Origin of the sequence: Leifsonia sp. SIMBA_070 (genome assembly GCF_046534635.1) — a bacterium.
GTDB lineage: Bacteria > Actinomycetota > Actinomycetes > Actinomycetales > Microbacteriaceae > Leifsonia.
Genome location: NZ_JAWRYK010000001.1, coordinates 1839189 through 1851886 on the forward strand (window position 1 = coordinate 1839189; position 12698 = coordinate 1851886).

The following is a 12698-nucleotide window of genomic DNA, read 5'->3' on the forward strand; positions in this document are numbered from 1 at the left end:
CGTGCGGCTGCGGGAACCGTATCTCAGCCCAGCTGGATCTCCACCGGCTCGTACGACCACGGCCCCGGGCACTGGCCCCACAGGCCCGTGCGCTCAGAATGGACGGGGATGTCGTGCACGGCGTCATGGAGCACCGCCGCACTCGTGGCCACGACCACGCGTATGGTCGCCGGCTGCACGGTCGTGCTGTCGAGGAACGGTGCCCGCTGCGGCACTCGATGGCTGCCGTCCCGGCCCGCGCGCACTGCGGCCGGCTCGCAGTTGCTTCCGAAGCACGCCGAGACAGTTGCGTCCGGGGGAAGCGTTCCCTGGAACTCCAATGCGACAGGTGACGTGTCCGCGTAGCCGATCGCAGGGCACGCGTTGAGTGTGCACCCCGACAACGCGAGTGCCGCCACCAGGCCGGCCGCGCTTGCAGCGGTGACTCTTCTCGTGCGTCGTCGCATGCCAGCAGGGTAGCGGTAACGCTCCCCCAGCCGGCCGAAATCGGTAGCGTGATCGCTATGGCCTCCGACCAGCTCAGCATCCACGTCGCCGACTCGCTCTCCGATGACGACCTCTCCGCCATCGAGCGGCTGCTGCCTCAACTGTCGTCGACGGCGACCTTCGACCGGGGTCGCGTCGAGTCGATGCTCGACCACGACGGCACGGACCTCATCGTCGCTCGCGAGGGCAGCCGGATCGTCGGCATGGCGACGCTCGCGTCGTTTCCGCTGCCGACCGGTGTCCGCGGACATCTCGACGACGTCGTCGTGGATCAGGAGCTGCGCGGGCACGGCATCGCACGCCTGCTCCTCGAGGCCGTGATCGAGCTCGCCCGCGAGCGAGATCTGCGAACGCTCGATCTGACGTCACGGCCCAGCCGGGAGTCCGCAATCCGGCTCTACGAGTCGGTGGGCTTCCAGCGACGCGACTCGATGCTCATGCGCTACGAGGGCGAGCTCTCGTAGCGCGCCCTACACTGGCGTTGTCGACGATCGGGGGGATCATGCTACGGCGACTTGCCGCAACGGCACTGGCCGGCGTGCTTCTGCTGGCTGCCACAGGGTGCACCCCGACCTTCAAGACGCCGATCATGCGGCACGTCGTCACGCACGCCGCGACGCCCACACCGGCGGCGTCCCTTCCGCCGACGGCCGCCCCGACGCCCGTGGCAACCGCAGTGGGGTGCCACGGCTGGGGCTTCTGGGCTCGCGACTACTACAGCGAGGCGCAGCAGCCGGTCGACTGCGGGCCGATCGAATACGCCACCGGAACGGCGAAACTCGACGACAAGGGCGTGCCGGTCTCTTACGTCGTCGCCCCGGGCGACATCTGGGAGTTCATCGCCAAGCGCTTCGATGTCGGAACCGCCTATCTCACTGCCATCAACGCGGTGCGACGCGATCCAGCCTCCATCGTCTACGTCGGAGACACGGTCAACCTCGACCCCGCCACCATCACCACCGTGGGCGATCAGAACGGTGTCGTGTTCCATCACGACGATCGCCTTCCCGATCCGCACGTTCCCCAGCACTGACTCAGCCGGCCGGACCGGGCTCCATCGGTGTGACCGTTAGCGTGCCACTGCCGAAGGGGAACGGGAACAGCACGGTCCCGCCCACGGTCGGCATGGGCGAGGTCTGGAACCACAATGACGCGACGAGCATCGACACGACGGCGAGCGCGACCACGACGATCGCCCCACGGTTCATCGTCCGCAGCGCGGCCTCCACATCGGCAGCGCGCGCGGCCCGACTCAGAACGACGATGACGGTCAGGGCGATGGCCAGGTAGATCACCGGGCTCGGCTGCAGCGCAAGCGTCACGCACTGCGGCTGCACGGTGGTCGGGTCGCCGTTGCCATCCAGGTAGCCGCCATCGGTGGTGAAGCCTCCAGGACAGCTGCCCTTCGACCCCACGAGTGCGGAGTACAGAATCGCCGCACCGAGCGCCCACATCACCAGCGCCCGCGCCCGCTTCAGTATCGGGCCGGCCGGACGGCCGGAGGCAGCAGCGGATGATTCCACTCCCGCCGGCGCATCGCTCTCCCGCTCTGCACGCGAATCTGTCTCCATCGACGCCCCCCTCGACTCGTGCTGCCATCCTGGCATGCGGCTGGAGAATCGTCATCTCGGCGACTGAGAGACCGAACGTCCTTCTGCCCGGTAGCCTGGGGTGCATGCGGGGGCGAATAGTGGTGTGGGGGCTGCTCGGGGTAGCGGTGATCTTGCTGGTCAACGTCCCGTGGTGACGTCGATGCTGCTGGTCGCACTCGCGTCATGCGCGAGCCCCCCGCCGGCCGGCCAGATGTGCGACGACACTGTCGAACTCGCGTCGCCGACCCCATCATGGCTTCCGCTCGCCATCACGGCAGCGTTCATCGTGGTCGCTTTCGTCGTGACGTTCGTGCGGGTGCGCAGGCGTCGCCGTTCGTGAGTTGCGATCGCACGTACGACGTGGTTGCTCCGCTGTCCGCGTCAGAGGAGGCCGGTACCGCAACAGTCTCCGACAGTTAGTCCGGGTTGCTCCACGGCACAGCGATCACCTGCACGTCATCCTCGTGAACAATGCGTCCAGGGTCGGACGACTCCACGCGTTCCCACGCCACCTGATGTGAATCCAACAGTTCCGTGTACAGCCATGTCTTCTCGATCAGGTCAATGGCGAAGATTTGAACCAGGCCACCGCTCCTGGATTCACCGCGCGGTCGTAAACGGCCGGGTCGGCCGGCGCGGGCACCGAATACGCGGCCTCGAACCAGTTGTTGCTCCGCCTCCACCGTTCGTACTCCTCGTCGCTCAACGTCCCGGAACGAGCAAGACCGTTGGCTAGCGCGAAGACACCCACGCGCACTCCCCGCACATTCGGTGTCGTCGAGCGGAATCGCACGTAGAGGGCACCGGACATCGAGCTCACCCTAGTCGCACTTCATCGGCGGTCGCACCGCCGCCCGGTAGCCTAGGGCGCATGCGGGGGCGAATCGTGATCTGGGAACTGCTCTGCACATGCTAGGCACCCCAACAGAAATCCACGTGTACCGCGGTGACTCGATCAATGAGGATGGGGCAACCATTGCGTAGTCGGCGCGGAGCGTCCGTTGTGATCGGCGTCCTGGCGGCGGCTCTCCTCGCCGGTTGCGCCCCCTTGTTCCCCGCGTGCTCCATGCCCGACATCCGCCCGCCTCACATCACCGTCGACACGTCGATCTGGCTCCGTCTGCATCCGGGCGGCACGGTCCACGCATGTTACGCCGGCTCCTGCGACCACGAAGACGGAACCAGGCCGACGTTCGAGGTCCTGGTTCCGAACGAGGCGGACCACACCAAGGAGCACAACCTGGCGGTCACGCTGACCGACCAGACGGGCACGACGACCGAGACCGCACGAATGGCGCTCAAGCTCGTCCCAGGGCCGAAGGGTGCGGCATGTCCCATGCCCGACCAGTGGAGCCGCCAGGTCCTCATCGGGACAGACGGACGCATCCAAGTGGGCGGCGCCGACGACGGTCACATCATCGTCCCGACCGCGCAGAGAGACTTGGAGGGCGTGCTCGGTGAGGACCGGTCACGTCATTCCGCCGACGGATGACTCATGAGTCCGCCGCCGATAGCGTCGACCATATGCATCGACGAGTAGCCATGGCTGCGTCCCTCCTGTTGATGGGCGCCCTGCTGACCGGGTGCAGCGCTTTTCACGATCTGACATCGGGCAGCTCACACGACGACGCGGACGGACCTCAACAGACGTGCATCCCTCGAGGCGCCGCGCCGGATCCGTCCCCGACACCAACACCGACGCTCGACCCGCACGTCGCCGAAGAGGTCAGGTCGACGGTCGCCGCTGTTCGCACGCTCCCTGGCGTCGACGACGTATCAGAGAAGGCCGGCAACACTCCGACCAGGTCACCGGACCCTGACCGACCGACCTGCATCCTCGTCGAGAATCACTTCTCGTCGACGCTCTCAGTGGTCATGTCTCCCGACGCAACACCGTCCGAATCTGGATCGGTTCCGTCGACCATGGCAAAGCACCTCGCCTGGACAGGAGTCAGTCTGACGCTTACGGTTCCGGCCGGCACAGGGCATGTGGCGACCGTCATCCACTACAACCGGGCGTTCGACCAGACCATCACCAGTGAAGAGGCCACAGAGATCGCCGAAGGCCTGGCGACCATCGCGGCGACGCCGCAGGTGATGACGGTCGAGGCGTCGATTCCGTACACCATGCGCGTCGACTACGGCACGCTGACCGTGACGGTCGAGCCGTCAGACGAGGCGACGCTCGCAAGCGTGAGAGACCTGATCGGTACGACCGTGTTCCGGGACACGACGCTGCACGGTTCCTTCCACAACGGCGCCAAGCCCTGACCGCGCGGGCGGAGGGCGCGTGCATCCACTGCTGCGCCTCGTCGGTGACCGCATCATCGCCGACGTCTTCCCAACCACACGTGCGGCAGGCCCTCGGTGAAGAGCTCAACGACACCGGCTCGCCGGTCTGAAGCGCTGAAGATTGGGCCCACCGGTGTCCCACGAGCACTCGCTGTCCACGTCGCCGTGGGCGGGGAGAACCATGTGGCGATCGTAGACGCCGGAGTACCATCGGGCTTCGCGATCCGCGCCGTCGCTAGAGTCGTCTCATGGGGGAATCGAAGACCGAGTCGCGATGGTTCCGCATCGCCTTCGGCCGACCGAGGCTGTGGAACGGCGTCGTCCACCTCGTCGTAGCGGTGGTCTGGCTCGTGGTCACCGTCTCAGAGGACCGGAACGGCTGGGGCTATCTGCTAGTCACGATCTGGGGGCTACTTGGAGGGGTCGTGCTGGCGGTCGCCGTGCATGACGCTCGGCATGGCAGGGGTGCCTACGCCCAGCCTGTCTCACACAGCGAGGAGTGAGACCGCGTCGGCACATCGCTGCTCGGGATCGTGAGATCGGGCTCGCCAGGTAAGTTGAAGCCATGTCGGAGAACCGTTCAGCATCCGAACAGCGATGCGTCTTCTGCACAATCGCGGCAGGCGATGTCGACGCCAGCCGGGTCTACGAGGACGAGGTAGTTGTGGCCTTCATGGATACGAACCCGGTAACCCCAGGACACCTGCTCGTCGTGCCACGTGAGCACGCCGTCGGGTTCGAAGACGTCGACGATGCAACGAGCACGCACGTCTGGAGAATCGGCCATCAGATCGCACGAGCCCTCCGCCGTTCGAGCATCTCGAGCGACGGCATCAACATGTTCGTCGCTGACGGCGAGGCCGCTTTCCAGACGGTCTTCCACTTTCACCTCCACGTCATCCCTCGCTCGCCGGGCGATGGCTGGAGCATCAACGCCGTGTCGCATCGGCGCGACTGGTCGCTGCTCGAGAGTGACGCAGCAGCAATCAGGGAAGCAATCCCGTCGATACGCTGACCCCATGACCACGACGCCCCGCGATCTCGAGAACGAGCTGGAAGTGTCCGCCACGACCGTCCGCGCCTCCTTGCGGGAGGAGTGCCGGGAGCACCCACCCGCCGCATGAGCGAATCACCATCAGCTGTTGTGCTGTCGACCGATGCGTTCGATCCACTGGTGCGCGGGGTGCGAGATCGAAAGCCCGTGAAGCAGCCAGTCAAGATCCCCAGCACCCAGTTTCGGAAGACAGCGTTCGAAATCGAAGTCATCCTTCTGCCGTACATTCTTCGCCTTCAGGAGCAGCTGCACCTCCGGCCGAAGGTAGGTCACACCGGAGTGCTCCCAGAGGCAGTCGGCCAAGGGCCGGGTGATGCGCTCATCACGCTTGAAAGTCCAGGTGCCGTTCTCGACCGATTCGAGCATCACGTCGTATTCCCGAGGCTCTGCCCCGCTCGGCCGTAGCCAGAGGTTTCCAGTGCCCACAGGGAGCCGCGTCCTCGAACCCCCAACGAGAGGCGTCAGACTTCCCGCTGCCGCCCAGGCGTCCAGGTGGGGGGAGACGAACTCGATGAACTCCCCGAGCGACCCTCGCGGTATCCCCAGGTCGAGGTCGCCGTGGTTGCGCGATGATCCGACAAACGCGTCGATGGCCCAACCGCCGGCGACCCACCACTGCCCCTCGTAACCCGCCAGCTGAGCCATGGCGTCCTCGGGGCTCCTGCTTCGCCAAGGACCGTGGAGGCGGACAACCTGGTCGTGATCAAGCACGCTGTCATCGTAGAGCTGGGAAATGAAACAGCGATCTGTAGGATCACCGCAGATGTCATTGTCGACAGGGGGAACCATGAACAACCGCTCTCGCGCCTTCAGCACCACAGCGATCGCCGCCTTCGCTCTAGCCATCGGCCTTGCGGGGTGCTCCGCTCTTCCGAGCCAGGAAGCGACCGCATCCGGTGGTGTTGCCTGCTTGAACCTGCGCTCGACCGCCACCAACCTGGAGGCACTCCGAGCGTGGTGCCTCGACCATCATGACGCGGCTCGCGCGGCGGGCTGGGTGACCGGGATCGAGAACTCGCTGGAGGCGGGTGCGTCGCCCGACACGGCGACGTCCTCACGTGTCCGTGACGCCGCTTCTCGGCTCGACGAACAGGTCAAGCTCCTGTCGGGGCCCGACAGCGAGACTGCGATCGCGCAGCTGCCCGATGTCATCAACAGCGTTGTGGACGAGTTGAAACCTGTTCGGGACGCTGTCTGTGGCTGATGCAGCAGCGAGCGAGCAAGCAGCGAGACCGCCTGTACCCCTGCTGGGATGTGCGGGGAGGCGATCACCCCGGCGCCACGCATCACCGTCGATGTGAGTTCCTGGGACACCCCGCCCCGCTACGCCGGCGGCTACCTCCGACGCCGAGTGCAAGGCGGACGCTTCAGGAACGACAAAAACCCCCGATTTCTCGGGGGCTTCTCTTGGTGGGCGATACTGGGATCGAACCAGTGACCTCTTCCGTGTCAGGGAAGCGCGCTACCGCTGCGCCAATCGCCCGAGCCTGAACGTGAAGCTCAGGATCGAGGTGGATACGGGATTCGAACCCGTGTATACGGCTTTGCAGGCCGCTGCCTCGCCTCTCGGCCAATCCACCGAACGCCACAACACGGAAAAAACCGTACCGTACCTGAGAGGCCCGATCCGTAGACCGGGCCGACTCGAGCGGATGACGAGACTCGAACTCGCGACCCTCACCTTGGCAAGGTGATGCGCTACCAACTGCGCTACATCCGCATTTCGTTCCGCAGTTCCCTGCGGCACTTGAAAGACTCTATCCGATCCACGCGCGCTTGACAAAACCGATGACGCCGTCCGGGTGTGTCGATCGACGGGCCGGTGTCGATGTGCATCGGGACCCGTGATTCGGCTAGTATCGAATCTCGCAGCCCACGGGCGATTGGCGCAGTTGGTAGCGCGCTTCCTTCACACGGAAGAGGTCATCAGTTCGAGTCTGGTATCGCCCACAACAAAAAAAACCCCGGTTCGCCGGGGTTTTTTCTTTTGCCGTTGAGGTCGCCGTCGAACGAGGTGCCAACAGCCCCACGACTGTTTCGAGCGGTATCCCCGATCAGCGTCCGAAATCGGGCCGCGGCACCGCCAGGAGGGACCGTGACGGTGCCGCGACCCCTCGACTCCCCCGCTTAGACAGCACCCGTCCCCAAAGGGCACTTCCATCGACCTGGCGCGCAGGGCGTTGGTGGCAGTCCCGGCGCGACGAGGGCTTCGGCCGGTCCGACGAAATCCCTGATCTTCGCAAGCTCGACCACGCCGACTTTGATTTTTGCCTCGGCGGTTACCGGCGCGGCGAGAGTGAGGGTGAGCGCTGCCAACCCCGCCAGGGTGGTCGCCAATGCTCGGGTCCTGATGTTCACAGCCATGATGTTCGCCTCCGGCCTCATGCTGCGGCCGATGCGACGCCTGCGACGATACGCAGTTCTTCCAATGGTGTCCGCGGTGACGCGAAGGCAGGCTCCGGGTGAGAGGAGGTGATTGGGATGCTTCTCGGGATCACCGCGATAGCGGTCGGAGCCTGTTTCTGTCTTGGGCCGACACCACTTCCGGAAGCTGTGCCACTCCCACCGGACACGTTGACAGCGCATGTGGTCGCACCGGCGGATGGGATTCCCACTCGATGCCTGACCGGCTCCCGAGCGTGGGCGCACACCCTTGCCGCATGCCCGCGCATGCCGGACCAGGTTCTCCGGACCGAAAGAGCGAAGCCACTGCTTCTCGGGCGGGCCTGGTGACAGCAGATCGGCGCTCGCGCACGCGGCGCGCGCCTGCGACCATTGTGATGATTCCCGGACGCGTGTCGCGCGCGGGGGCTTTCATGACTGGATTCGACATACAAGTGGGTCACCTCTTAGAGGCACGCACCCGCGAAGAACTGGTGCAGGCGGCGGCCGAGGACGCCTCCTCGCTGGTCAGCGCCGACGGCGCTCGGGTAGCGGCGATCACTCTCGGTGCCGCGGTCGGGTATTCGGTGCTCGCTCAACGCTCCACCGGCGCTGACCCATCCCCGGCGGTTCGAGCAGCGCCTCTCGCGCACCCTCTCATCGAGCACTACTACCGGACGCGTACGACCGGGTGGGTGAGTATTGAGGACCTGCTGCCGGGTCGCGCCTGGACAGAGCATCCGCTCTACCGTGAGGTGTACCGGCCAGCGGGGCTGCGATCCCAACTTTCCGGCGCGCTTCACGTGGACGCCGGCGTGGTCTACTCGTTGTCGCTGAACCGTGCCGGCCGAGACTTCTGCGACGACGAACGGGAGAACATGGACCGGTACCGACTGCTCTGGTCCAGAGCCTGGGCCCGTGTCGACGAGCTGGTCGCGGCCGTGACTGTCCGTGCCGCGCTCGAGCGGGGGCTCACCGAGGACGGCGGCCTACTGATCCTCTTCGATGAGGCGCATGACGGTGTCGTGTACATGAGTGACGGGTTCGCCGCCGTGGCCGCAGACTTTCCGGACGAGTTCGCGCTCATCCGAGACACATCGTGGGCGGGCGGCAGGGAGCGTCGAGTGTTCAGTCTGGGTGCTGGCCGGCAGCTCACACTGACCGCTTCGCGGGCCGACGGGCTGACCCTGGTCCGTGGTCACGTCGGTGAACGGCTCGGGTTGACGAACAGAGAGGTAGAGGTCCTCACAGCTGTTGCCACCGGGGCGACGGCCGCGGCGATCGCCGACCATCTCGGGGTGAGCGTGTCCACAGTGAATAAGCACCTCGAGCACGTGTACGTGAAGCTCGGAGCTCACGACCGCGTCACCGCGGTGGCGACCGCCAAGAGTCACGGGGTCTTCGACTAGCTGCTGCTCCTTCAGGCAGGGACGTCCCGCCACATCGTCGTCACCGGCGCGCCGTCGAGCACCGCGCGGAAGCCTCCGACCGGACGGAAGCCGGCGCGCTCGTAGCGGTGGTCGTTGGCGGGGTTCGTCGATTCCAGGTACGCGGGCACGCCCTCCGCGCCGAAGCGCGCAAGCGTGTCCGCGAGGAGGCGCTGGCCGATCCCGCGCCCGCGGTGGTCGGGGTGCGTCGCCAGGAGGCTCAAGTACATGTGCGGCGTGTCGTGCGGATGGGAGTCCTCGAACAGCGTCCAGAGGCGCTGGTAGGCCTCGAAACGGTCGGGCGTGAGGGTGCGCTCCATCAGGGCGTCCACATCCTCCGCCTGCTGGTCGGTGAGCTCGTCGGTGCCCGGCGGGATCCAGACGGCGACGGTGGCCGCCTCGCCGGCGGGGCCGTCCACGAGCCAGACGGAGCCGTGCGGGATGGCGCCGAGCGCGAAGAACCGCCAGAACGCCTGCAGGTGGTCCGTACCGCCGTCCGGAGCGGCGAGAGCGGGTCCCCAGACGGGGTCGTCTCGGAAGGCGAGCGCGATGGTCGTTGCGACGGCGTCGACGTCGTCCGGTCCCGCGATGCGTGCATCCATACCGGAACTGTAGCGAGCAGGCAGGCGTCCGGACTCAGCCTGCGGCGCCCGGGTCGGCCGTGTCCGCCATCGACGACGCCGTGCTGTCCCGGCGGGCCGACCGTCCGACACCTGCACCCGCACCAGCACCGGCACCCGCACCCTCCCGCACGCCCGCACCCCGACCGCCCGCGAAGCGGACCCGCGTCAGCCCGAGGGTGAACCGCAGCGCCAGCGCCAGGACGGCCGACACCGCCGTGGCGTACAACAGCACGCCCATCCCGGCGATGCCCTGGGCGATGAACAGGTCGAAGTTGCCGCTGTCCACCATCCCGCTCCCGCTCGCGAAGAGGCCGGGGAAGAGCAGCCCGACCAGCCCGCCCACGATCGTCACGACGCACAGGGTCAGGGACGGGCCGAACCGGGCACGGGCGGCGAGGTCGACCATGGTCGCGCAGGCCAGCGCCGACAGCGCACCGACGAGCATCGCCCAGCCCAGCGTGAGCACGCCGGAGGCGGCGGTCACCGAGACGAGGCCGGCGAAGGCGCCCCACAGGGCGCTGCTGAGCGTCGGGCGGCGCAGCAGGACGGCATCCACCAGCATCCACATCAGGACACCGGCCGCGGAGGCGACGAACGCTCCGGCTGCCATCAGCGGCGCGTAGGCGTCGAGGGCGCCCTCGGAGCCGACGACCAGTCCCAGCCAGCCCACCCACAGCGCCCCGCCCCCGAAGGCCACCAGCGCCGGCCGTGGAACGCGGACCGGCTGGTGCTCCCCTCGCCCGCAGGCGAACAGGATGCCCACCGCGCTCCCGCCCGCGGCGACCACCGGAAGCGCTCCCCCGAAGTCGATGACGTGGAGGCCGGCGACCGCCCAGCCGTCGTCGAGCGAGAACACGCCGTACGCGACCGGGAAGGCGACGAGCGGCAGCCAGAGGACGGTGAAGACCGTCCACGCCCGCAGGGTCAGCCGGGAGGCGACGGCGACACCGACGATCGCGACGCAGAGCACCAGCAGAGCGATGAGGTACCCGGCACGGGCGGCGGGATACGGCGACGATGTGGCCGGGTGGATTCCCGCCACCGACGACATCCCGAGGTCGGGCCTCCCGAGCAGGTGCGGGACGAGCGGCGAACCGGTGACCATGCCGTACCCGCCGAGAGCGGCGAGCGGGACGGTGACGGCGAGACCGAGGAGGACGAACCGGAAGGCCCGGGCCGCACGCGCCCGTCCGGCCATCCCCCCGACGTAGAACGCGAGGCCGAAGGCGGCGAGCAGCACCAGCGCGCCGCAGAAGAACAGCAGCAGCGCATCCACCTGGTCCGGTGTCGCCCGCGCCATGTGCTCCCTCGCTCCGATGTCCTGCTTACCCTACCGACCCTGTCGATCCCGAAAGACGAGCGCAGACGCGCCGACGGGGCGCCGCCTCTCGGCGACGCCCCGTCGTTGTGCGGTCGGGCGACGGTCGGTCAGACCGTCTCGAGCGAGTAGCCTTCCTCGCCGTGCACCACGGTGTCGACGCCGGCCAGCTCGTCCTCGTTCTTGATCCGGAAGCCCATGGTCTTCTGGATGACCCAGCCGATCGCGTAGGCCAGGACGAAGGAGTAGATCAGCACAGAGAAGGCGCCGACGGCCTGGACACCCAGCTGCTGGAAGCTTCCGCCGTAGAGCAGGCTGGAGAACTTGTCCGTCGCCTCGCCCTTGCTGTTGTAGACGTGGGTGAAGCCGAAGAAGCCGATCCACAGGGTACCGATGAGGCCGCCGACCAGGTGGATGCCCACGACGTCGAGCGAGTCGTCGAAGCCGAGGCGGAACTTCAGGTCGATGGCCAGGGCGCAGACGGCGCCGGCGACGAGGCCCAGCAGGATCGCGAAGCCGGGGGTCAGGATGTTACAGGCCGGGGTGATCGCGACGAGACCCGCGACCGCACCGGATGCCGCACCGATGGAGGTCGGCTTGCCGTCCTTGAGCTTTTCGACGATCAGCCAGCCGATCGTCGCGGCGGCGGGAGCGGCCAGGGTGTTGACCCAGGCGATCGCGGCGACACCGTCGACCGCGGCCTCCGAGCCGGCGTTGAAGCCGAACCAGCCGAACCACAGCAGCGCGGCGCCGAGGAGCGTCAGCGGCACGTTGTGCGGCTTCGACATCCCCTTCTGGAAGCCGACGCGCTTACCGAGCACCAGAGCGAGCGCCAGGCCCGCCGCACCGGCGTTGATGTGCACCGCGGTGCCACCGGCGAAGTCGTTCACGTGAAGCACGGAGGCGATCCAGCCGTCCTGCAGGTTGAACACCCAGTACGCGACCGGGAAGTAGACGACCGTGACCCAGATGCCGGCGAACACCATCCACGAGCCGAACTTGGCGCGGTCGGCGATGGCGCCCGAGATCAGGGCGACGGTGATGATCGCGAACGTGGCCTGGAAGCCGGCGAACGCGAGACCGCCGAGGTCGGGGGTGATGCCGTCCTTGCCCATCAGGCTGGACAGGAACCAGTCCGGCGTGCCGAGCCAGTGTGGGATGGAGGCCGGGCCGAACGACAGGCCGTAACCGTAGACGACCCAGAGGACGCCGACGAGGGCCATCGCCCCGAAGCTCATCATCATCATGCTGATGACGCTCTTGGCGCGGACCATGCCGCCGTAGAAGAAGGCGACACCGGGGGTCATCAGGAGGACGAGGGCTGCGGCTACCAGGAGCCACAGGGCGTTGACCGTCCCTGCGTCCGCGTAGTCCGCTGCTGTGTGGAGCACCATGCGAATCAACTGCCTCTCTGTGCAAGCCCCGCGGGGTGACGCGATCCCGATCCGGGTGGGGGGCGCTTTCGGGGTGTGGCCAGTTTCGGGCCGACAGGTTTCGACAGAGGGATGGTCGTGTTTCGCGAGT

Annotated in this window: 17 protein-coding genes and 4 tRNA genes; 10 read left to right on the forward strand and 11 right to left on the reverse strand. The window is 67.1% G+C overall.

All coding sequences use genetic code 11. From position 1 onward, the window contains the following. Positions 1 to 23 precede the first annotated feature (23 nt). On the reverse strand, positions 24 to 446 hold the full coding sequence (locus tag SB754_RS08600; RefSeq protein ID WP_410781910.1) for a hypothetical protein: 423 nt from the start codon (positions 444 to 446) through the stop codon (positions 24 to 26). A 57-nt stretch (positions 447 to 503) separates the two neighbouring features. On the opposite strand from SB754_RS08600, the gene SB754_RS08605 reads away from it, so the two are divergent. Together SB754_RS08605 and SB754_RS08610 are read left to right on the forward strand one after the other, a co-directional pair. After that, a complete protein-coding gene (locus SB754_RS08605) occupies positions 504 to 950 on the forward strand; it encodes a GNAT family N-acetyltransferase (RefSeq protein WP_410781911.1) in 447 nt (148 codons plus the stop codon). 38 nt (positions 951 to 988) lie between these two features. Continuing rightward, entirely contained in the window at positions 989 to 1519 is a 531-nt protein-coding gene (locus tag SB754_RS08610) for a LysM peptidoglycan-binding domain-containing protein (RefSeq protein ID WP_410781912.1), read from the forward strand. A 1-nt stretch (position 1520) separates the two neighbouring features. Here the strand turns inward: SB754_RS08610 and SB754_RS08615 are convergent, their stop codons facing one another. Beyond that, on the reverse strand, positions 1521 to 2057 hold the full coding sequence (locus SB754_RS08615; RefSeq protein ID WP_410781913.1) for a hypothetical protein: 537 nt from the start codon (positions 2055 to 2057) through the stop codon (positions 1521 to 1523). Positions 2058 to 2229: 172 nt separating this feature from the next. Here SB754_RS08615 and SB754_RS08620 point away from each other — a divergent pair, with 172 nt between their 5' ends. Continuing rightward, entirely contained in the window at positions 2230 to 2418 is a 189-nt protein-coding gene (locus tag SB754_RS08620; protein WP_410781914.1) for a hypothetical protein, read from the forward strand. Between the two features lie 76 nt (positions 2419 to 2494). Here the strand turns inward: SB754_RS08620 and SB754_RS08625 are convergent, their stop codons facing one another. Beyond that, the gene (locus SB754_RS08625; RefSeq protein ID WP_410781915.1) at positions 2495 to 2761 is read right to left on the reverse strand and encodes a hypothetical protein; all 267 of its coding nucleotides are present in this window, start codon (positions 2759 to 2761) and stop codon (positions 2495 to 2497) included. A gap of 383 nt (positions 2762 to 3144) precedes the next feature. Between SB754_RS08625 and SB754_RS08630 the strand changes: the two genes are divergently transcribed. The 4 genes from SB754_RS08630 to SB754_RS08645 all read left to right on the forward strand — a co-directional run bounded on the left by SB754_RS08630 (position 3145) and on the right by SB754_RS08645 (position 5385). After that, positions 3145 to 3570, forward strand: a complete 426-nt coding sequence (locus SB754_RS08630) for a hypothetical protein (protein ID WP_410781916.1) — start codon at positions 3145 to 3147, stop codon at positions 3568 to 3570. 431 nt (positions 3571 to 4001) lie between these two features. Further along, positions 4002 to 4349, forward strand: a complete 348-nt coding sequence (locus SB754_RS08635) for a hypothetical protein (RefSeq protein ID WP_410781917.1) — start codon at positions 4002 to 4004, stop codon at positions 4347 to 4349. Positions 4350 to 4618: 269 nt separating this feature from the next. Continuing rightward, positions 4619 to 4873, forward strand: coding sequence for a hypothetical protein (locus SB754_RS08640; RefSeq protein WP_410781918.1), 255 nt, complete (start codon positions 4619 to 4621; stop codon positions 4871 to 4873). A 62-nt stretch (positions 4874 to 4935) separates the two neighbouring features. Further along, positions 4936 to 5385, forward strand: a complete 450-nt coding sequence (locus SB754_RS08645) for an HIT family protein (RefSeq protein ID WP_410781919.1) — start codon at positions 4936 to 4938, stop codon at positions 5383 to 5385. A gap of 120 nt (positions 5386 to 5505) precedes the next feature. Here the strand turns inward: SB754_RS08645 and SB754_RS08650 are convergent, their stop codons facing one another. Beyond that, a complete protein-coding gene (locus SB754_RS08650) occupies positions 5506 to 6135 on the reverse strand; it encodes a nucleotidyltransferase domain-containing protein (RefSeq protein WP_410781920.1) in 630 nt (209 codons plus the stop codon). A 76-nt stretch (positions 6136 to 6211) separates the two neighbouring features. On the opposite strand from SB754_RS08650, the gene SB754_RS08655 reads away from it, so the two are divergent. Further along, positions 6212 to 6628, forward strand: a complete 417-nt coding sequence (locus SB754_RS08655; protein ID WP_410781921.1) for a hypothetical protein — start codon at positions 6212 to 6214, stop codon at positions 6626 to 6628. 204 nt (positions 6629 to 6832) lie between these two features. On the opposite strand, the gene SB754_RS08660 is transcribed toward SB754_RS08655, so the two are convergent. The 3 genes from SB754_RS08660 to SB754_RS08670 form a co-directional block, all read right to left on the reverse strand. Then, a tRNA-Val gene (locus SB754_RS08660) sits at positions 6833 to 6907 on the reverse strand. Between the two features lie 26 nt (positions 6908 to 6933). Continuing rightward, positions 6934 to 7004: transfer RNA gene (locus SB754_RS08665), tRNA-Cys, on the reverse strand. A 67-nt stretch (positions 7005 to 7071) separates the two neighbouring features. Next, positions 7072 to 7144 (reverse strand) — tRNA-Gly (locus tag SB754_RS08670). Between the two features lie 157 nt (positions 7145 to 7301). Between SB754_RS08670 and SB754_RS08675 the strand changes: the two genes are divergently transcribed. After that, positions 7302 to 7374, forward strand: a tRNA-Val gene (locus SB754_RS08675). Positions 7375 to 7551: 177 nt separating this feature from the next. Here the strand turns inward: SB754_RS08675 and SB754_RS08680 are convergent. Beyond that, on the reverse strand, positions 7552 to 7788 hold the full coding sequence (locus SB754_RS08680; RefSeq protein WP_410781922.1) for a hypothetical protein: 237 nt from the start codon (positions 7786 to 7788) through the stop codon (positions 7552 to 7554). A 452-nt stretch (positions 7789 to 8240) separates the two neighbouring features. Here SB754_RS08680 and SB754_RS08685 point away from each other — a divergent pair, with 452 nt between their 5' ends. Beyond that, positions 8241 to 9215, forward strand: a complete 975-nt coding sequence (locus tag SB754_RS08685; RefSeq protein WP_410781923.1) for a LuxR C-terminal-related transcriptional regulator — start codon at positions 8241 to 8243, stop codon at positions 9213 to 9215. An 11-nt stretch (positions 9216 to 9226) separates the two neighbouring features. Here SB754_RS08685 and SB754_RS08690 read toward each other — a convergent pair whose 3' ends face one another. The 3 genes from SB754_RS08690 to SB754_RS08700 all read right to left on the reverse strand — a co-directional run bounded on the left by SB754_RS08690 (position 9227) and on the right by SB754_RS08700 (position 12568). After that, positions 9227 to 9835 carry a GNAT family N-acetyltransferase gene (locus SB754_RS08690; RefSeq protein ID WP_410781924.1) on the reverse strand — a complete coding sequence of 203 codons (609 nt, stop codon included), beginning with the start codon at positions 9833 to 9835 and terminating at the stop codon, positions 9227 to 9229. A 34-nt stretch (positions 9836 to 9869) separates the two neighbouring features. Continuing rightward, entirely contained in the window at positions 9870 to 11156 is a 1287-nt protein-coding gene (locus tag SB754_RS08695) for an ammonium transporter (RefSeq protein ID WP_410781925.1), read from the reverse strand. A 128-nt stretch (positions 11157 to 11284) separates the two neighbouring features. Then, positions 11285 to 12568: an ammonium transporter gene (locus SB754_RS08700; protein WP_410781926.1), complete on the reverse strand. Its 1284-nt coding sequence runs from the start codon at positions 12566 to 12568 to the stop codon at positions 11285 to 11287. Between the last annotated feature and the right edge of the window lie 130 nt (positions 12569 to 12698).